Origin of the sequence: Citrobacter sp. C5_2 (assembly GCF_014596845.2) — a bacterium.
Classification (GTDB): Bacteria; Pseudomonadota; Gammaproteobacteria; order Enterobacterales; family Enterobacteriaceae; genus Citrobacter; species Citrobacter werkmanii.
Genome location: NZ_CP115032.1, coordinates 2,534,607 through 2,554,247 on the forward strand (window position 1 = coordinate 2,534,607; position 19,641 = coordinate 2,554,247).

The following is a 19,641-nucleotide window of genomic DNA, read 5'->3' on the forward strand; positions in this document are numbered from 1 at the left end:
TCATCATAATCATCGGTTTTTGGGGGGCAGATTTGGGAGCGAAAACGCACTTGGGGGCATGAATGGGAGCATCGAAAAGACCTCATATGTCCCCATATGCCCACTATCTATTCTTACTAACTCACTGATATTTAATAATTCTTATATTTTACAATCACATAAAAATTCTGATAGTATACCCCCCTATAGTATCTGGAGGGCGTATGCCACATTCACCTGAAGATAAAAAACGTATCCTCACCCGTGTTCGCCGTATTCGCGGTCAGGTTGACGCGCTTGAGCGGGCGCTGGAGTCCGGCGAACCGTGCCTTGCGATCCTGCAACAAATTGCCGCTGTACGCGGCGCATCCAATGGCCTGATGGGCGAAATGGTTGAGATCCACCTGAAAGACGAACTGGTCAGCGGCGAGACAACGCCAGACCAGCGAGCCGTGCGTATGGCTGAAATCGGCCATCTTCTTCGCGCTTATCTAAAATAACACCATCACCTCGCAATAATGGGAAGAGACCAATGAAATCACGTGCAGCAGTTGCATTTGGCCCCGGCCAACCGCTAAAAATTGTCGAAATCGACGTCGCACCGCCTAAGAAAGGTGAAGTTCTGGTTAAAATTACCCACACTGGCGTGTGTCATACTGACGCTTTTACGCTCTCAGGCGACGATCCGGAAGGGGTGTTCCCGGCGGTGCTTGGCCATGAAGGCGGCGGTATTGTGGTTGAAGTGGGTGAAGGCGTCACCAGCCTGAAAGCGGGCGACCATGTCATCCCCCTGTACACGGCAGAATGCGGTGAGTGTAAGTTCTGTAAATCAGGGAAAACCAACCTGTGTCAGGCTGTACGCGCCACCCAGGGCAAGGGGTTGATGCCGGATGGCACGACTCGCTTCTCCTATAACGGCGAGCCGATTTATCACTATATGGGCACCAGTACCTTCAGTGAATATACCGTTTGCGCGGAGATTTCACTGGCGAAGGTTAACCCGCAGGCTCCGCTGGACAAAGTGTGCCTGCTGGGCTGTGGCGTCACTACCGGGATCGGGGCAGTACATAACACCGCGAAAGTGAAAGAAGGCGATACCGTGGCCGTATTTGGTCTTGGCGGCATCGGCCTGGCGGTGATTCAGGGCGCGGTGCAGGCGAAAGCCGGACGTATTCTGGCCGTTGATACCAACCCGGAGAAATTCAAACTGGCGGGTGAAATGGGGGCAACGGATTTCATCAACCCGAATGATTACGATAAACCGATTCAGGATGTGATTGTTGAGCTTACCGATGGCGGTGTGGACTTCAGCTTTGAATGTATCGGCAACGTTAACGTAATGCGTGCGGCGCTGGAATGCTGCCATAAAGGGTGGGGCGAGAGCATCATCATCGGCGTGGCAGGCGCCGGACAAGAAATCAAAACGCGTCCGTTCCAACTGGTTACCGGGCGAGTCTGGCGCGGTTCGGCGTTTGGCGGCGTGAAAGGGCGCACTCAACTCCCGGGAATGGTCGAAGAAGCGATGAGCGGAAAAATCCAGTTGGATCCATTTATCACCCATCGCTTACCGCTGGAGCAGATTAACGAAGCATTCGATTTAATGCATCAGGGTAAGTCCATCCGTACCGTTATCCACTTTGGCGATAACTGATTCATTGGCCAGCGGATTTATCCGCTGGCACTTTCCTGAATTTTTTAGAATTATGTTGTGAAAGTGTGACGAATCCGTCGCTTTTTACGGTAAGTAAACCTCACGGATTGCCGATGACTATCTAACGGGCGTGTTTTCACGCATAAACCCTACAAGAGAGTCGACGGTCATGGACAACACAACATCGATGCAGGCCCAGCATAAACTGGGATTTCTGCATCAAATCCGACTGGTTCCGCTGTTTTCCTCCATTCTCGGTGGCATCCTTCTGTTGTTCGCCTTAAGTTCAGGGCTGGCAAGCTATTTTCTTATGCAGGCCGATCGCGATCAGCGCGACGTGACCGATGAGATTCAGGTCAGGATGGGGTTATCTAACAGCTCTAACCACTTACGCACCGCACGTATCAACATGATCCATGCCGGCGCGGCGAGCCGTATTGCCGAAATGGATGACATGAAGGCCAATATCGCCGAGGCAGAAAAACGGATTAAGCAATCGCAGGACGGCTTCAATGCTTATATGGCGCGTACGGTGAAAACGTCTGCTGATGAAGCGTTAGACGCCGAATTAAGCGCCAGTTTCAAAGCCTATACCGACGGTTTACAGCCGATGCTGAAATACGCTAAAAACGGCATGTTTGAAGCGATTATCAACCATGAAAATGAACAGGCCAGACCGCTGGATTCCGCTTACAACAAGGTGCTGCTGAAAGCCATTGAGATTCGTACTGCCAGGGCGAATTACCTTAGTGAGCAGGCGCACCAACGTACACAACTTGGTATGGCGTTTATGCTCGGCGCATTTGCCCTCGCGTTGGTGCTCACCGTGATGACGTTTATCGTTCTGCGCCGCACCGTTATCCATCCTCTGTTACGTGCAGCCCTGCGCATCGAGCAAATTTCGGCAGGCGACCTGACCATGCCGGAGGAACCGACCGGGCGCAGTGAAATTGGTCGCCTGAGTCGTCATCTGCAAACTATGCAGCATTCGCTGGTGAAAACCGTGGGCACGGTGCGCCAGGGGGCAGAGGAAATTTATCGCGGTACCAGTGAGATTTCTGCAGGGAATACCGATTTGTCCTCACGTACAGAGCAACAGGCCGCGGCGATTGAAGAAACGGCGGCCAGTATGGAAGAGCTAACGGCTACGGTGAAGCAAAACGCTGACAACGCGCACCATGCGAGCAAGCTGGCGGAAGACGCTTCCGGCAAGGCGAGTCGTGGCGGTCAGATGGTTTCTGGCGTGGTGAAAACCATGGGCAATATCTCAGGTAGTTCGAAGAAAATCTCTGAAATCACAGCCGTTATAAACAGCATTGCTTTCCAGACGAATATCCTGGCGTTGAACGCGGCGGTAGAAGCGGCGCGGGCGGGAGAGCAGGGACGCGGGTTTGCCGTGGTCGCCAGTGAGGTACGCACGCTGGCGAGCCGAAGCGCGCAGGCGGCAAAAGAGATTGAGGGTTTGATTAGCGAATCGGTACGACTCATTGACCAGGGCTCCGATGAAGTGGTCGCGGCGGGTAATACCATGACGGATATTGTCGATGCGGTAAAACGCGTGACCGATATCATGCTGGAAATTGCGGCGGCCTCTGATGAGCAGAGCCGGGGCATTGTGCAGGTGAGCCAGGCGATTTCGGAGATGGATAAGGTGACGCAGCAAAACGCCTCTCTGGTTGAAGAGGCGTCGGCCGCAGCGGCATCGCTGGAAGAACAGGCGGCACGTTTAACTGAAGCCGTCGGTACATTTCGCTTAAATGGGGGAAGCGCAATAAAGCGCGCTGCTGGTACCAAAATATCGGGCCATTCAAGTCTGCAGGCAGCAACGGTCAGTGATGATAACTGGGAAACGTTTTAACACGTTATAAGGGACCAGATGGTCCCTTAATTTTTGGTATCAAAACGGTATGGTTTTGCGTATCGCGCCAATGAGGATTTGCGCGGCAGAGGAAAGCTGCACGTCTACACGGGTAAGAATGCCAATAGGTTCACCCGCCCCGTGGGTGGGAATCGGCAATGATACCAACGTCGCCTGACGTAAATCTTCCCGGACCGCGCCTGACGGCACAAACCATACATAGTCGTAGTCAACCGTCAGCTGGCGGGAAAGCGATGCTGACAGCGTTTCGATGCAGCCCGGCGGCATTTTGCAACCCTGGCTTTGCAGCAGTGTCTCCGCGTGCTGACGAGGAGCGGTTCCTTTTGGTGACACCACAACGGGCCATTCCATCACCCGACTCAGCGTGATGGTTTCCTGCAACAACGGGTGGTTAGGCCGCACTACCAGTTTGAGCGACTCAAGAAACAACAGCTCGTAATTCAGACCGACCATTAATTCCGGATCGGCCATCCGACCGATACCGAGATCGATTTCTCCCGATTTTAAACCGGCCAGAATCATGGGATTACTCATGGTGGCAACTTGCAGCGTCGTCTCCATTTGCTGCTTATGGAACGGACCGATTACCGCCGGAAGAATACCCAGCGCAGCGGTGGGTAAGGCCCCAATCCGTACGACGTCAGTCTGCGACTCCTCGCGCTGGTTTAACGCCTGTCCGGCAGTATTGAGTGCGTCCAGTACTCTCACCGCGTGGGTAAGAAACTGCTCGCCGGGCAATGTTAACTGCGCGCCAAGGCGACCGCGTTCAAAGAGCCGGGTACCGGTCAGTTGCTCCAGTTCATTCAGTGTTTTGGAGAGGGCCGGCTGGCTCAGATTAAGGGTTTCAGCCGCGCGCCCCAACGTTCCCTGTTGTGCAACGGCGACAAAAGTATGCAGGTGGCGCAAGCGAATGCGCTGATTGAACAGAACATTTTTTTCCATAAGCGATGTTAAAAACAGAGCCGTGTCGGTGACAAGTGAAGTTGTTCGTTTTTGATAACTTGATAGCAAAATATTATTAACATTTATCATGTTTTACTTACAACTTATTTATTTTGCTCGTGTTTTGTACAGCCAGGCAGGGTGGTGGGATCATGGAAGGGAATGCACCCTGTCGTTATACTTTGAATATTGTTTGCTTTTGCACCCTTTCTCTCACAAGGCACTGATTAATGATACATGTAGTAGGACACCTTAATCCCGATAGCGATGCCATTTGCTCTGCCGCAATGACGGCGCGTTGGCTTACCTTACGCGGTCAGCAGGCCACGGCATGGCGTCTGGGTGAACCTAACCGCGAAACGCAGTTTATCTTTGCGCAAGCGGGGCTGGCACTTCCTGAACGGCTGACGTTTGAGTTGACCGATCGTGACGTCTGGTTGGTTGATTTCACCGAACCTGCCCAAGGACCGCAATCGCTGGCAGACAGTAACGTCGTGGGGATTATCGATCACCACCGACTCGGTGGATTAGTCACCCGTCTGCCGCCAGAAGTGTGGGTGAAGCCTGTCGGCAGTAGCGCGACGCTGTTATGGCAACTGATGTCGGAAGATGAGCGTAGCCAGTTATCTCCCGCGGAGGCCGTTTTGTTGCTGGGCGCCGTGCTGAGTGACACTGTCACGCTTCGTTCACCCACGACCACCGTTGATGATCGTTTGGCGGTCGATGCGCTGGTTCAAAAGGCCGGTGTAGACCTGGACGCCTTCAGTCGCGACCTGCTGTCTGCCAAAACGAGCGTGGAAGGGATGAGCGCCCGCGAACTCCTGCAGAAAGACATTAAAACCTTCACTATCCAGGGGCATCAGGTCTTTGTGGCGCAGCTTGAACTGTACGCGCTGCAACAGGTTGATACAGTGCTGGATGAATTACGCCAGGAAATGACGCGCTATGCGCAGGAAAAGAATGCCGCACTGGTTGTGCTCATGCTCACCGATATTAATCTGGGCGACACCAGTCTGTGGTTTGCCGGTTCTGAGCTTTCTGACATCCCGCAGCCCTGCAAGGTGGAAGGTATGCTCAGCCGTAAAAAACAGATGCTCCCCTGGCTGGAAAGTCATTTAAAACCACGCCAGTAGGTTCGGTTCGCCGTCTGTATGGGGTGGGAAACTTACGCGGGGTCACACTTTGTAAATTCTTCCCACCGGACTTTGCAGCGTTCTCTACACTCCAGGTAATATTCACTGGAGGCATGACATTATGGCGAACACCATCACGGCAGATGAGATTCGGGAACAATTTTCGCAGGCAATGTCAGCAATGTACCAGCAGGAAGTCCCGCAGTATGGCACGTTGCTGGAACTTGTCGCTGATGTGAATCTGGCGGTACTGGAAAATAATCCGACGCTGCATGAAAAACTGGCTAATGCGGATGAACTGGCCCGGCTAAACGTTGAGCGCCACGGCGCCATCCGGGTGGGCACTGCGCAGGAGCTTGCTACGCTGCGCCGGATGTTTGCCATTATGGGCATGTATCCGGTGAGTTACTACGACCTCTCTCAGGCCGGCGTCCCTGTACATTCCACGGCTTTTCGGCCCATCGACGATGCATCGCTTTCGCGCAACCCGTTTCGGGTATTCACCTCGTTATTACGGCTCGAATTAATCGAGAACGTAGCGCTGCGGCAAAAGGCTGCGGAGATCCTTGCAAAACGCGACATTTTCACTCGTCGTTGTCATGAACTGCTGGATGAGTTTGATGCGCAGGGCAGTTTTACGCCTGAGCAGGCGCAGGAGTTTGTCCATGAAGCACTGGAAACCTTTCGCTGGCATCAGCACGCCACGGTAGATGAAGCGACCTATCACGCATTACACAACGAACACCGGCTGATTGCCGATGTGGTGTGTTTCCCAGGTTGTCACATCAACCATCTGACGCCGCGCACGCTGGATATTGACCGGGTACAGTCCATGATGCCGGAATGCGGCATAGAGCCGAAAATATTGATTGAAGGGCCGCCGCGCCGCGAGGTGCCGATTTTATTACGCCAGACCAGTTTCAAAGCGCTGGAAGAACCGGTGCTGTTTGCCGGTGAAATGCGCGGCACTCACACGGCGCGTTTTGGTGAGATTGAACAGCGCGGCGTAGCGCTCACGCCGAAAGGCAGAGCCTTGTATGACGAACTGTTGAATAAAGCGGGAACGGGAAAAGACAATCTGACGCACCAGCTGCATCTTCAGGAGGTATTCAAGACATTCCCGGATAGCGAGTTTCTGCTGCGCCAACAGGGACTTGCCTGGTTTCGTTATCGACTGACGCCGTCAGGTGAAGCGCATCGCCAGGCCATTCGCCCGGATGACGATCCGCAACCGCTCATTGAGCGCGGCTGGCTGGTTGCGCAACCTATCACCTACGAAGATTTCTTACCGGTTAGCGCTGCGGGGATTTTCCAGTCAAATCTGGGTAATGAAACTCAGGCTCGCAGCCATGGGAATTCCAGTCGCGACGCGTTTGAAGAGGCACTGGGTTGCAAGGTATATGACGAATTTATGCTGTATCAGGAGGCTGAAGAGCGAAGTAAACGGCGGTGTGGTTTACTTTAACAGAATTTACACGGGATTCAGTCTGTTCCCATCGACATAAAATATTTTCGATTTTGTACAGATAATCGGCGACCAACAATTGGATTATTAATGAATTTTGTCTAGAGTGAGCGGTCAGAAATGTGCACTCTCTTGCCGCAGATTTTGACCGGCGCGGGACCATTTACACGACCAGAAGGACTCACTTTCAGGCATGAATCGCAGACGATTTATTAAAGGTTCAATGGCAATGGCCGCCGTGTGCGGAACCAGTGGTATTGCATCACTCTTTTCCCGCGCCGCCTTTGCGGCAGAGTCTGACATTGCAGACGGAAAAACCGTACGTTTTGATTTTTCCGTTCTGCAATCGATGGCCCACGACTTAGCACAGAAACCCTGGGGCGGCGAGCCGCGTGCGTTACCCGACACGCTGGCGAAATTGACGCCGCAGGCCTACAACAGCATTCAATATGACGCAGAGCAGTCTCTGTGGAACAATGTTGAAAATCGTCAGCTTGATGCGCAGTTCTTCCATGTGGGAATGGGATTCCGCCGCCGGGTTCGCATGTTCTCGGTCGATGACAGTACGCATATGGCGCGTGAAATCCACTTCCGTCCGGAGTTGTTTAAATACAACGACGCGGGTGTGGATACCAAACAACTGGAAGGGCAAACCGACCTCGGGTTCGCGGGTTTCCGCGTATTTAAAGCGCCAGAACTGGCTCGTCGTGATGTGGTTTCTTTCCTCGGCGCCAGCTACTTCCGCGCAGTGGATGACACCTACCAGTACGGTTTATCGGCGCGTGGTCTGGCGGTAGATACCTATACCGACAGCAAAGAAGAGTTTCCTGATTTCACCGCTTTCTGGTTCGAAACGGTTAAACCGGGCGCGACCTCCTTTACCGTGTATGCGCTACTCGATAGCCCAAGCGTAACAGGTGCCTTTAAGTTCGTGATCCACTGCGAGAAAACGCAGGTGATCATGGATGTACAAAACCATATCTACGCGCGTAAAGACATCAAGCAACTCGGCATTGCGCCGATGACCAGCATGTTCAGCTGTGGCAACAATGAACGCCGGATGTGCGACACCATTCACCCGCAGATTCATGACTCCGATCGTCTGGCGATGTGGCGGGGCAACGGCGAGTGGATCTGCCGTCCGCTGAATAACCCGCAAAAACTGCAGTTCAATGCCTATACCGATAACAACCCGAAAGGGTTTGGTTTACTGCAGCTCGATCGCGACTTCTCTCATTACCAGGACATCATGGGCTGGTATAACAAGCGTCCGAGCCTGTGGGTCGAACCGCGTAACCAGTGGGGCAAGGGGACCATCGGCCTGATGGAGATCCCGACGACTGGCGAAACGCTGGATAACGTCGTCTGCTTCTGGCAGCCGGAAAAGTCGATTAAAGCTGGCGATGAGCTGGAATTTAAATATCGTCTGTACTGGAGCGCTCAGCCGCCGGTACGTTCGCCGTTGGCTCGCGTGATGGCGACCCGTACAGGCATGGGCGGCTTCCCGGAAGGATGGGCGCCGGGCGAGCACTACCCGGAGAAATGGGCGCGTCGTTTTGCCGTTGACTTCGTCGGTGGCGATCTGAAAGCCGCTGCGCCGAAAGGCATTGAGCCGGTGATAACGCTCTCCAGCGGTGAAGCAAAACAGATTGAGATCCTCTACGTGGAGCCTATCGACGGCTACCGTATCCAGTTTGACTGGTATCCGACGTCTGACTCAACCGACCCGGTAGATATGCGTATGTTCCTGCGTTGCCAGGGCGACGCCATCAGCGAAACCTGGCTGTATCAGTACTTCCCGCCAGCGCCGGATAAACGTCAGTACGTTGACGACCGTGAGATGCGTTAATCACTCCTTTTACGGCTCTCCTGAGGGGGAGCCGTATCTGCAATCTTTCTGAAAATAGTCTGTACGCTATTTACTCGATCCTGTTCGCATTTTTCTGTATGGGAAATGGGTACTCTGGAGCTGTGTATTTCTTATACACGTTCTTGTCCACTAACAGGGAGAAAGTATGTTTCCAGAATACAGAGACCTTATTTCCCGACTGAAAACCGAGAACCCTCGCTTTCTGTCCTTATTCGAAAAACACAACAGCCTTGATCATGAGATCTCCAGACTGGAAGGTGCGGATGGTCGGGGGTATAGTTTGGACATTGTTCGCCTTAAGAAACAGAAACTCCACCTGAAGGAAGATCTGCTCAAAATTTTGCAAAAAGAGAGTGTCGGTGAGAGCTAAGTAAAACAGCGCTTGCTGTGTAAAAGGGCTTCCAACAGGGAAGCCCTTCCTGTTTTATGATGAGCAGAATTAGCTGCTTAACGATCGTAACGGAAAGAAAATGCCAGAAGTGATAACCATTAATGATTCGCTGGAACTGCGTGCCGTCGAAGAACAACACGTCACCCCTCTGCATCAGTTGGTGCTGAAAAATAAAACCTGGCTCCAGCAGTCGCTGAACTGGCCGCAGTTTGTCGAATCCGAGGACGACACGCGCAAAAACGTGCAGGGAAATATGATGTTGCACCAGCGCGGCTACGCCAAAATGTTCCTGATTTTTGCACAACAGAATGTGGTGGGCGTCATCGCGTTTAACCAGATAGAGCCGCTGAACAAAGCGGCCTATATTGGTTACTGGCTGGATGAAGCTCATCAGGGTAAGGGCATTATGTCCCTGGCGCTACAGGCATTGATTCATCATTATGCGCAGCGCCAGGAAATTCGCCGCTTTGTGATTAAATGCCGCGTAGAAAACGTTGAGAGCAACCGGGTGGCATTGCGCAATGGCTTCCAACTGGAAGGATGTTTACGACAAGCAGAGTTCCTCAATGGCGATTACTATGATGTGAATCTCTATGCCCGCATCATTGATGGTCCCTCAGAATAAGCCTGCGATAGGTGTGCGCGTAATGCGCTGCTCACCATTGATCACCTTCGGCCCGCGCAGATGAATAGCATCGCCATCAAATGCTTCAATGTGCGCCTGGCCGGTTATCTCAATGTGATTCTCGACCAACACTTCTCCAAGAACGCAAGCGTCACCTTCAACCAGGATGTGATCGTCAAGCTGGATTGGTCCGCCGCGTAATGTAGCATGTCCTCCGACCAACACATGGTGCTTCAGCACGCAATTACCCTCGACTACCGCGTGTTCTGCCACCTGTGAGCTGTAGCGCAGGGTAGGAATAGCATCTTCATCGGTTCCGGCGATAACGCGCGCATGCCCGTAGACTTTGGCGCAATCGCAAATCCAGACATTATTCTCTTCATTACCTTCCACCTGGGCAAAATCAAAAACTTCCGCCCGATGTTCAATAAAGGCGTAGTTGATTTTCGCATCGCCATAGATCTGCGCCTGATGCACTACGCGTGAGTTGCTGATGGTCGCCCGATCGTAAATCTGCAGCAACTGGTCGTTTTCAACAGTGAGTCCCCTGGCGGCAATGATTTCGGATCCACATACAACGCGTGCATTACCCCAGAGAAGGCACTCGCCGCGAATAACCGAATCCTGTATCGTGACGTTGTCACGTATTTGTGCGTAATGGCTGATTTCTGCCCGGTCAATCCACACGGCATCGCCTATTTGCGCGCCATCTCTGACTACGCTTGCCTGAGTAACCCGGGCGTTTCCGGTTATCGATGCGCCGGAAAATGCGAGCGCATTTTCATCGTAAATCCAGCAATCACCGCTTTGCGACAAGACGCTTTCGTCATCAATCCAGCCGCCAGGCGTACCGGCGGTAACATCATTAAAATCAATGAGCGCAATGATTTGGCGTAGTAATACGCTTTTTTTATTGCCATTATCCTGGTAACTAAAGGAGCGAAGCTCATCGCTGAGTCGATATTTGGTCATTGCTTATTTCCATGTTGCGCACCTTAGTTAAACGTAGCAAAGTTTTCCGCACTGGCTAAACCGGCTGAAATTCCATAAAATGCATTTCAAATATACTTTAAAAAATAAACAAAATGAGTAAGAGCAAACAGAATGAACGGGTCCTCAATCTTCCCGCCGGTTATTTTGGCATGGTACTGGGGACAATCGGGATGGGATTCGCCTGGCGCTATGCCAGCCAGATTTGGCCGGTGAGCCACTGGATTGGCGACGGTTTAGTGATTCTCGCCATGGCCATTTGGGGGCTGCTGACGCTGGCTTTTATGTATCGCTTGCTGCACTTCCCGCACAGCGTACTGGCTGAAATTCGTCACCCGGTGATGAGTAGCTTTGTCAGTCTGTTTCCGGCCACAACCATGCTGGTAGCAATTGGTTTTGTTCCCTGGTATCGACCGCTGGCGATCGGGTTATTCAGCATTGGCGTGGTGATACAGCTGGCGTACGCGGCCTGGCAAACGGCAGGGTTATGGCGTGGAGCGCATCCGGAGGAAGCCACCACGCCGGGTCTGTATCTGCCGACCGTCGCCAATAACTTTATCAGCGCAATGGCTTGTGGTGCGCTTGGTTTCAATGATGCCGGAATGGTGTTTTTGGGGGCAGGCGTATTTTCCTGGCTCAGCCTGGAACCGGTGATCCTGCAACGTTTACGTAGCTGCGGGGAACTGCCAGCGGTCTTACGGACTTCGCTTGGCATTCAACTGGCGCCCGCGCTGGTCGCTTGCAGCGCCTGGCTTAGCGTCAACGGCGGTGAGGGGGATACGTTAGCCAAAATGCTGTTCGGCTATGGTCTGCTGCAACTTCTGTTTATGCTACGTCTCATGCCATGGTACCTGTCGCAACCATTTAATGCCTCGTTCTGGAGCTTCTCGTTTGGCGTGTCGGCCCTGGCGACGACGGGCCTGCATCTCGGACACGGCAGCGAATCAGGATTTTTTCATACGCTGTCTATCCCACTGTTTATTTTTACCAATTTTATCATTGCATTATTACTGATACGTACGCTTGCTTTTCTGATGCAGGGAAAGCTGCTTATCCGCACAGAACGTGCTGCACTACTGAAATCTGAGGATAAATGATGACTCATTGCGACGAAAACTACTTTACTGAGAAATACGATTTAACCCGTACGCATTCCGATGTTGTTGAAGCGGCAAAAGTGGTCGCGCCAGGTAAAACATTAGATCTGGGCTGCGGTAATGGTCGTAACAGCCTGTACCTTGCGGCAAACGGCTATGACGTTACCGCATGGGATAAAAACCCCATGAGCATAGCGAACCTTGAACGTATTAAAGCGGCGGAAGGACTGACCAACCTGCATGCGCAAGTCGCGGATCTTAACGCCTTACGCTTTGATGGCGAATATGATTTTATTCTTTCTACCGTTGTGCTGATGTTCCTTGAGGCTAAAACTATCCCGGGACTGATAGATAATATGCAGCGCTGCACGAAGCCAGGCGGATATAATTTAATCGTTGCGGCAATGGACACTGATGATTTCCCGTGCACTGTTGGTTTTCCGTTTGCGTTTAAAACGGGTGAATTACGCAACTATTACAGCGGGTGGGATCTGCTGAAATACAACGAAGACGTGGGTGAACTTCATCGTACGGATGAAAATGGTAATCGCATTAAACTGCGCTTTGCCACTATGCTGGCACGCAAAACTGCCTGAAGCTCCTGTGTGGGTTAACTCTCTCTGCGTTCAGCATTTTTTATGTTGAGCGCAAAGATAAAATTGTGCGGTCCTTACCATTTTTAGTGCATCCAAAATGAATCTGTTTTGCTATTCTTTTTACGCATCATTGCGAAAACTAAAGGGATCGTTTCATGCGTACTCATACTTTATTTAAAGTTGCAGTGCTTACTGGCTTGTTGGCATTATCCGGCTGTGCGTCAAAAGTGACCGAACCGGATAAATATTCTGGGTTTTTAAAAAATTACTCTGATCTGAAGGAAACGAAATCGGCAACCGGACAAACGGTACTCCGTTGGGTTGACCCGAACTACAACGAATCCAAATATGACAACATTGTATATAACCCGGTAACGTATTATCCGGTTCCTAAACCTACTACGCAGGTAGGGCAGAAGGTGCTTGATCAACTACTGACCTACACCAATACACAGTTGAAATCCGCAATCAGTAAACGTAAACCCCTGGTGACTACCCCTGGGCCACGTAGCCTGATTTTCCGCGGGGCAATTACCGGTGTAGCGACCAGTAAAGAAGGGCTGCAGTTCTACGAAGTGATCCCGGTTGCGCTGCTGGTTGCGGGAACGCAAATGGCAACGGGCCACCGTACCATGGATACCAACCTCTATTTTGAGGGTGAGTTGATTGATGCGGCGACCAATAAACCGGTTGTTAAGGTTGTACGTAAGGGTGAAGGTAAAGATCTGAACAACGAAAGCACGCCGATGGCGTTCGAAACGTTGAAGAAAGTTGTTGATGACATGGCGACGGATGCTTCCATGTTTGACGTGAACAAAAAAACACAATAATAATGATGAACGCACCATCCTTAGATGGTGCGTTTTTTTATGCCGTCCGGCGACGATATACGAGCTTACCCATCAGCGCTTCTGGTCGGGCAAACATCACCAGGTTCCCCAGCAAAATCAATACTAATCCCACAATCGCATTTACCTGCCAGATATACCCTTCATACAATGTTGACAGCGTCAGTGCGACCAGAGGAAAAAGCAGCGTACTGTATGCGGCCTTACTGGGACCAATGCGACCGACCAGTGTGAAATAGGCGCCAAAGGCAATCACCGAACCAAAAATAGCCAGGTACAGCAGTGCGCTAAGATAGCTGAAAGTCCACTGCGGAGTGAAGTCATCGCCACGCACCAGCGCAATAGCGGCGATCAGCAATGTACCGTACAACATGGCCCAGCTATTGGTGGTCAATACTTCCAGCCCTTTTTTCTGATGGCGCAGACTTATCATGTTGCCCAATGAAAAACCAAAGGTTCCCAGAGCGCTTAAGCCGATGCCCAGCAGCAGTGAATGGTTGAACCCACTGGTGAGCAAGTCCTGCCAGAACAGGGTGACAATGCCGGTCAGACCGAGACCGGCGGCAATATAAAAGCGTACCGGCGGTTTTTGGCCGAAAAACAGAAAACTATTGACCGCATTGAACAGGACGGCCATCGAGAAAATCACCGATTCAAGGCCCGTGTTAATCCACGCCGCAGCCGTATAAAAACACCAAAAGTTAAAGCAAAAAACGCATCCGCCTTGTAACAGACAAAACAGATGGTCACGACCAGATAGTTTGCGTAATTTACCACTAACCAACAGGATTATTATCATTACCGAGCTGGCAACGGCAAAGCGCCAAAAGATAGAAACCGGCGCTGAAACCGGTCCTTGTTGCAGATAAATGGCAATCCATGTCGTCCCCCAAATCACCACCACCAGGCAGTACAATAGTGCGTTCATACAACTCTCTCTTTTGGTCTTCAGGCGCACACTGTGTCACGTTGGGTAGCAGGGGGCTTTCATCAGATTGCGGTGGACTTGCAAAATCTTGCGCTTTTTTTCGCGCAAATGTGAAAAGGAGCTGTTAACAATATGTAGCTGATATAGACTGAAAGCCTGCTAACTTATTTTGAATGTGATGGTATGTCTCAGCCCTACGGTGCCTTTGAAAACTTACGCAAACACAATGCCGTGCTGCACGAGTCGGTTGCGTTACATTCAGGGATCCAACTGGCGGCCTGGTCAAATAAGCGTGATACCATTACCCAGTATTGCGATCACCATACCCTCAGCTTATACATCGCCGATGGTTACGAGAGTTACCACAAGACGGCCGGCGGCTGGAAGAATGGCGGTGGGCCGGACCGTTTTTGCCTGATGCCGAAAGATAGCGAATCCAGTTGGGATATCCGCGACGATCTTTCCTTTGTGCATCTCTATTGTACGGACGGCCATTTGCGCGAAGTGGGTGAAAAAGTCTGGGACAAAAGCCCTTATAGCTTCACGCTGGATGAGCATACGTTTGGCAGCGATCCGGGGATAACAGCGGTTTATCGTCAGTTTTTACTCGGGAATGACTGGCAACAACCGGCCAACCATCTCACGCTCAGCGCCGCGTCTTCGCTACTGCTCACGCATCTGATCCAGCATTACAGCAACGTCCAATGGCAGTTGCCCGTTGTCACCGGGGGACTTGCGCCTGCCACATTGCGCAACGTACTGGCCTACATAGAAGCGCATCTGGCGTACCCCATTACCCTGAGCGATTTGGCAAGTGAGGCGGCGCTGAGTGAGTTCCATTTTGCCAGAATGTTTCGCCAGTCAATGAATATGGCGCCGCATCAGTACGTTATGCAACGACGCATGGTATTAGCCCGGCATCTGGTCTGTCATTCTTCCCGCAGTTTGTCGGATATTGCGATGGCTTGCGGGTTCAGTTCAGCGAGCCATTTCAGCAACCGGTTTAAGCAGGTGACGGGTAAAACGCCAACGCAGTTACGTACGGCGAAATAAAGCAAACACCGCGTAGCACATACCTCCGGCGATCAGCCCCCAAAATGCCGACCCAACCCCCCATAGCGTCAGGCCACTGGCAGTGACCAGAAAAGTAATGATAGCCGCATCACGCTCGGATTCATGATGTAATGCCTGGTATAAGCTGCCGCTAATCGTGCCAAGCAGCGCCAGGCCCGCCAGCATTTGGATCCAGCTTACGGGCAAGGCCGCCATCAGTCCGGTGACCGAACCGCCAAAAACCCCTGCCAAAAGATAGAAGACACCCGCCGCCGCCGCGGCAAGCCAACGTCGCTTTGCATCAGGATGCGCTTCGGGACTTTGGCAAATTGCCGCGGTTATGGCGGCAATGCAAATGGAATAGACGCCAAAAGGGGAAAACAGCAGCGCCAGCAGACCGGTAAAGACAATCAACGGTGAAACGGGTAACGCATAGCCTGACGCCTTCATGGTGGCGATACCGGGAGCATTTTGCGAGGCCATGGTGACCAGAAACAGCGGGAGGGCGATGCTAATGCTGTGGGCAAATGAGAAATGCGGGGCGATAAACTCAGGTAACACTGGAGATAAACTTACCTCATTAGTGACAATGTCACCTTTTATCAGCGCGATGATTATACCTATCAGCATCGCGGCGATTGTCGCATACCGAGGGGCAATCACTTTAAACGCTAACCATGCCACCAGCATGCTACCGCATAAGATAAGCTCACTATTAAGGCTACTGAACGCCTGCAGGCCAAAGCGTAGCAGGATCCCGGCCAGCATGGCTGACGCCAGCGAGTGGGGGATTATTTTCATCAGTCGGGCAAAGAGTCCGGTTACGCCGCACAGCACAATTAAGGCGTTAGCCACGATGAAAATGCCGATCGCGTTCTGAATCGTTACCCCTTGCAGGCCCGTAACCAGCAGTGCGGCGCCGGGCGTTGACCATGCAGTGAGAACAGGGGCGCGATACCATAATGTCAGCGCCAGCGTACTAACGCCCATCGCTATTCCCAGCGCGGTCATCCAACCCGCAATTTGCCCTGTCGTCGCACCTGCGGCCAGCGCCGCTTGCCAGATAATGGCTGCCGAACTGGCATAACCGACCAGCACCGCGACAAAACCTGATAGCACGGTAGGCAGAGGGATTGAAAATGTGCGCATAGCAACTCCGTGTGCGTTATAACGGTCAGTCACTGTAGCACTGTGCGTTATAACGTACAAGTGCTAAGCTGTAGCCTTGAGAAGGAAGGGCGAAGGAGGAGAAATATGGATAACTTAACTCACTATCTGGCGACGACGCTCAGAACGCTGCGCCACCAGCGGGAATGGAGTCTCTCGCGTCTGGCGGAGGAAACCGGCGTGTCAAAAGCGATGCTGGGGCAGATTGAGCGCAATGAATCCAGCCCTACAGTGGCGACATTGTGGAAAATCGCCACCGGGCTGAATGTCCCATTTTCAACGTTTATTTCGCCTCCTGAGTCAGACGGCACGCCGTCTTTCGATCCCCAACACCAGGCGATGGTCGTCACGCCGCTGTTCCCATGGGATCCTCAGTTGCGTTTCGATCACTTTTCGATACTGCTGGCGCCCGGCGCGCTTAGTGAATCCACGCCACACGAAAGCGGTGTTATAGAGCACGTAGTGGTGATTAGTGGACTGCTGGATATGTGCATTGATGGTCTATGGCGTACCATTAAAGCCGGTGAAGGTGTCCGTTTTGCCGGCGATACGGCCCATAGTTACCGTAACAGCGGTGAACAAACGGTTCACTTTCATTCGCTGATCCATTACCCGCGCAGTTGATCGGGAAAACTATTCCGAAATGCCGCGCTTGTGACTACAATAGCCGCCATTTTTACCGCTTGTGGATGGTAACAACTGTATGCGCCAGCAACCTCATCACCTTGAATTGTTAAGCCCGGCTCGGGATACCGCCATTGCGCGCGAAGCCATTCTGCACGGCGCAGACGCCGTTTACATTGGCGGACCGGGATTTGGCGCGCGTCATAACGCCAGCAACAGCCTGAAAGATATCGCCGAACTGGTGCCATTCGCTCATCGCTTCGGGGCGAAAATCTTTGTGACGCTGAATACGATTTTGCACGATGATGAACTGGAGCCCGCACAGCGATTAATTACCGATCTGTACCAGACCGGTGTTGATGCTCTGATTGTGCAGGATATGGGGATTCTGGAGCTGGATATTCCCCCCATTGAGCTGCATGCCAGCACGCAGTGTGATATTCGCAGCGTCGAGAAGGCGAAGTTTCTGTCTGATGTCGGATTTACCCAGATTGTCCTGGCGCGGGAACTGAGTCTTGAGCAAATTAACGCCATCCACCAGGCCACGGACGCGACCATTGAATTTTTCATTCACGGTGCGTTGTGCGTTGCCTATTCAGGTCAATGTTATATTTCACATGCGCAAACCGGACGTAGCGCTAACCGCGGCGACTGTTCCCAGGCCTGCCGTCTGCCGTATACCCTGAAAGACGATCAGGGGCGCGTGGTGTCCTATGAAAAACACCTGCTGTCGATGAAAGATAACGATCAGACCGCCAACCTGGGCGCGTTGATTGATGCAGGCGTGCGCTCTTTCAAAATCGAAGGGCGCTACAAAGACATGAGCTATGTGAAGAATATTACCGCGCATTATCGTCAGATGCTCGACGCCATCATTGAAGAGCGCGGCGACCTTGCCCGTTCATCAGCCGGACGCACCGAACATTTCTTTACCCCCTCCACGGAAAAAACCTTCCATCGCGGTAGCACCGATTATTTTGTCAATGCGCGTAAGGGCGATATCGGCGCGTTTGACTCGCCAAAATTCATTGGTCTGCCGATTGGTGAAGTCCTGAAGGTCGCGAAAGATCATCTGGATGTTGAGGTCACCGAGCCGCTGGCGAACGGCGATGGTCTGAACGTGTTAATCAAGCGTGAGGTGGTTGGTTTCCGTGCCAATACCGTTGAAAAAACGGGGCACAATCGATATCGGGTGTGGCCGAATGAAATGCCAGCCGATTTGCACAAAGTGCGTGCGCATCATCCGCTGAACCGTAATCTCGATCATAACTGGCAGCAGGCGTTAACCAAAACCTCCAGCGAACGTCGTATCGCGGTTGATATTGAACTGGGCGGCTGGCAGGAGCAGTTGATCCTAACGCTCACCAGTGAAGAGGGGGTGAGCATCACGCATACGCTGGACGGCCACTTTGACGAAGCGAACAATGCGGAAAAAGCGTTGAGCAACCTGCAGGATGGTCTGGCCAAACTTGGACAAACGCTTTATTACGCCCGCGATATTCAGGTTAATCTCCCGGGGGCGCTGTTTGTGCCAAACGGTCAACTCAATCAACTGCGACGTGAAGCTGTCGACATGCTGGATGCGGCGCGTTTGCAAAACTATCAGCGCGGCAGTCGCAAACCGGTGTCACAGCCGGCGCCGGTGTATCCACAAACGCATCTGAGCTTCCTGGCAAACGTCTACAACCATAAAGCGCGTGAGTTTTATCACCGCTATGGCGTTCAGTTGATTGATGCGGCCTATGAAGCGCATGAAGAAAAGGGCGATGTGCCGGTGATGATCACCAAACATTGTCTGCGTTTTGCGTTTAACCTGTGTCCAAAACAGGCGAAAGGAAACATCAAGAGCTGGAAAGCGACACCGATGCAGTTGGTAAACGGCGATGAAGTTCTGACGCTGAAATTTGATTGCCGACCGTGCGAAATGCATGTAATCGGCAAGATGAAACATCATATTCTGAAAATGCCGTTGCCGGGCAGCATCGTCGCTTCCGTCAGTCCCGAAGAACTGATGAAAACATTGCCAAAGCGTAAACCTTAACCCTGGTGAGTATCGGGTTTGCGTGATTTTTGCCAGTAATGATGTTCGCGAAGATCGGCGGCGGATTCTTCCGCCGTCACGCGCAGTTCATCGCTGTCGGCGGTGTGCCGTAATACGTGATCGGCATCCTGCACCTGAAGATACTCATGTCCCTGATTGGTTGCGAGAAGTTGACCCGAAAAAAGCGCGCTGGCCAGCAATAACACCGTTAACCCTTTCTTAAACATCATGAACCCTCTGGTACGTTAGCAGCGGAAGTGGCGATAATTTCGCCAGGTGACTATTCAATATTTTAATCGGGGAAATGGCAATCTCTGTTTTGCCAATGAGATGTTTTTTGCATTTTTGTTTGGCCAACGTTG

19 protein-coding genes are annotated in these 19,641 nt (G+C 52.1%); 14 read left to right on the forward strand and 5 right to left on the reverse strand.

Annotation, left to right across the window (positions count from 1 at the left end; genetic code table 11):
• The first annotated feature begins 203 nt into the window (after window positions 1–203).
• The 3 genes from ICA20_RS12440 (at window position 204) to ICA20_RS12450 (ending at window position 3,488) form a co-directional block, all read left to right on the forward strand.
• Window positions 204–479, forward strand: a complete 276-nt coding sequence (locus ICA20_RS12440; RefSeq protein WP_003833178.1) for a metal/formaldehyde-sensitive transcriptional repressor — start codon at window positions 204–206, stop codon at window positions 477–479.
• A 32-nt stretch (window positions 480–511) separates the two neighbouring features.
• A complete protein-coding gene (locus ICA20_RS12445; RefSeq protein ID WP_038640779.1) occupies window positions 512–1,630 on the forward strand; it encodes an S-(hydroxymethyl)glutathione dehydrogenase/class III alcohol dehydrogenase in 1,119 nt (372 codons plus the stop codon).
• A 169-nt stretch (window positions 1,631–1,799) separates the two neighbouring features.
• Window positions 1,800–3,488, forward strand: a complete 1,689-nt coding sequence (locus ICA20_RS12450; RefSeq protein WP_038640777.1) for a methyl-accepting chemotaxis protein — start codon at window positions 1,800–1,802, stop codon at window positions 3,486–3,488.
• A gap of 39 nt (window positions 3,489–3,527) precedes the next feature.
• On the opposite strand, the gene ICA20_RS12455 is transcribed toward ICA20_RS12450, so the two are convergent.
• Entirely contained in the window at window positions 3,528–4,451 is a 924-nt protein-coding gene (locus ICA20_RS12455; protein ID WP_038640774.1) for a LysR substrate-binding domain-containing protein, read from the reverse strand.
• Between the two features lie 230 nt (window positions 4,452–4,681).
• On the opposite strand from ICA20_RS12455, the gene ICA20_RS12460 reads away from it, so the two are divergent.
• The 5 genes from ICA20_RS12460 (at window position 4,682) to rimL (ending at window position 9,935) form a co-directional block, all read left to right on the forward strand.
• Window positions 4,682–5,584: a manganese-dependent inorganic pyrophosphatase gene (locus tag ICA20_RS12460; protein WP_038640771.1), complete on the forward strand. Its 903-nt coding sequence runs from the start codon at window positions 4,682–4,684 to the stop codon at window positions 5,582–5,584.
• Window positions 5,585–5,705: 121 nt separating this feature from the next.
• Window positions 5,706–7,049, forward strand: a complete 1,344-nt coding sequence (locus ICA20_RS12465; protein ID WP_038640769.1) for a VOC family protein — start codon at window positions 5,706–5,708, stop codon at window positions 7,047–7,049.
• 193 nt (window positions 7,050–7,242) lie between these two features.
• Entirely contained in the window at window positions 7,243–8,898 is a 1,656-nt protein-coding gene (locus ICA20_RS12470) for a glucan biosynthesis protein (protein WP_038640767.1), read from the forward strand.
• 166 nt (window positions 8,899–9,064) lie between these two features.
• Window positions 9,065–9,289: a YdcH family protein gene (locus ICA20_RS12475; protein ID WP_038640766.1), complete on the forward strand. Its 225-nt coding sequence runs from the start codon at window positions 9,065–9,067 to the stop codon at window positions 9,287–9,289.
• A gap of 100 nt (window positions 9,290–9,389) precedes the next feature.
• Window positions 9,390–9,935: a 50S ribosomal protein L7/L12-serine acetyltransferase gene (gene rimL, locus ICA20_RS12480; protein WP_038640764.1), complete on the forward strand. Its 546-nt coding sequence runs from the start codon at window positions 9,390–9,392 to the stop codon at window positions 9,933–9,935.
• On the opposite strand, the gene ydcK is transcribed toward rimL, so the two are convergent.
• Window positions 9,927–10,907, reverse strand: coding sequence for a YdcK family protein (gene ydcK, locus ICA20_RS12485; RefSeq protein ID WP_038640762.1), 981 nt, complete (start codon window positions 10,905–10,907; stop codon window positions 9,927–9,929). The two genes, rimL and ydcK, sit on opposite strands and share 9 nt — an antisense overlap.
• A gap of 113 nt (window positions 10,908–11,020) precedes the next feature.
• Between ydcK and tehA the strand changes: the two genes are divergently transcribed.
• The 3 genes from tehA to ICA20_RS12500 all read left to right on the forward strand — a co-directional run bounded on the left by tehA (window position 11,021) and on the right by ICA20_RS12500 (window position 13,448).
• A complete protein-coding gene (gene tehA / locus ICA20_RS12490) occupies window positions 11,021–12,022 on the forward strand; it encodes a dicarboxylate transporter/tellurite-resistance protein TehA (protein WP_038640761.1) in 1,002 nt (333 codons plus the stop codon).
• Window positions 12,022–12,618: a tellurite resistance methyltransferase TehB gene (gene tehB, locus ICA20_RS12495; protein ID WP_038640759.1), complete on the forward strand. Its 597-nt coding sequence runs from the start codon at window positions 12,022–12,024 to the stop codon at window positions 12,616–12,618. Before tehA ends, tehB begins: the two co-directional genes overlap by 1 nt.
• 155 nt (window positions 12,619–12,773) lie before the next feature.
• Entirely contained in the window at window positions 12,774–13,448 is a 675-nt protein-coding gene (locus tag ICA20_RS12500) for a DUF3313 domain-containing protein (protein WP_038640757.1), read from the forward strand.
• Between the two features lie 37 nt (window positions 13,449–13,485).
• Here ICA20_RS12500 and ICA20_RS12505 read toward each other — a convergent pair whose 3' ends face one another.
• A complete protein-coding gene (locus ICA20_RS12505; RefSeq protein WP_038640755.1) occupies window positions 13,486–14,394 on the reverse strand; it encodes a DMT family transporter in 909 nt (302 codons plus the stop codon).
• A 183-nt stretch (window positions 14,395–14,577) separates the two neighbouring features.
• Between ICA20_RS12505 and ICA20_RS12510 the strand changes: the two genes are divergently transcribed.
• Window positions 14,578–15,447, forward strand: a complete 870-nt coding sequence (locus ICA20_RS12510) for a helix-turn-helix domain-containing protein (RefSeq protein ID WP_038640753.1) — start codon at window positions 14,578–14,580, stop codon at window positions 15,445–15,447.
• Here ICA20_RS12510 and ICA20_RS12515 read toward each other — a convergent pair.
• Complete coding sequence (locus ICA20_RS12515; protein ID WP_038640751.1) at window positions 15,430–16,596, reverse strand: benzoate/H(+) symporter BenE family transporter; 1,167 nt, start codon at window positions 16,594–16,596, stop codon at window positions 15,430–15,432. The two genes, ICA20_RS12510 and ICA20_RS12515, sit on opposite strands and share 18 nt — an antisense overlap.
• 105 nt (window positions 16,597–16,701) lie before the next feature.
• Here ICA20_RS12515 and ICA20_RS12520 point away from each other — a divergent pair, with 105 nt between their 5' ends.
• Together ICA20_RS12520 and ICA20_RS12525 are read left to right on the forward strand one after the other, a co-directional pair.
• The gene (locus ICA20_RS12520; protein ID WP_038640748.1) at window positions 16,702–17,238 is read left to right on the forward strand and encodes an XRE family transcriptional regulator; all 537 of its coding nucleotides are present in this window, start codon (window positions 16,702–16,704) and stop codon (window positions 17,236–17,238) included.
• Between the two features lie 79 nt (window positions 17,239–17,317).
• Entirely contained in the window at window positions 17,318–19,279 is a 1,962-nt protein-coding gene (locus ICA20_RS12525; RefSeq protein WP_038640746.1) for a U32 family peptidase, read from the forward strand.
• Here ICA20_RS12525 and ICA20_RS12530 read toward each other — a convergent pair.
• The gene (locus ICA20_RS12530) at window positions 19,276–19,506 is read right to left on the reverse strand and encodes a DUF2554 family protein (protein ID WP_038640744.1); all 231 of its coding nucleotides are present in this window, start codon (window positions 19,504–19,506) and stop codon (window positions 19,276–19,278) included. The genes ICA20_RS12525 and ICA20_RS12530 overlap by 4 nt on opposite strands.
• Window positions 19,507–19,641: the final 135 nt, after the last annotated feature.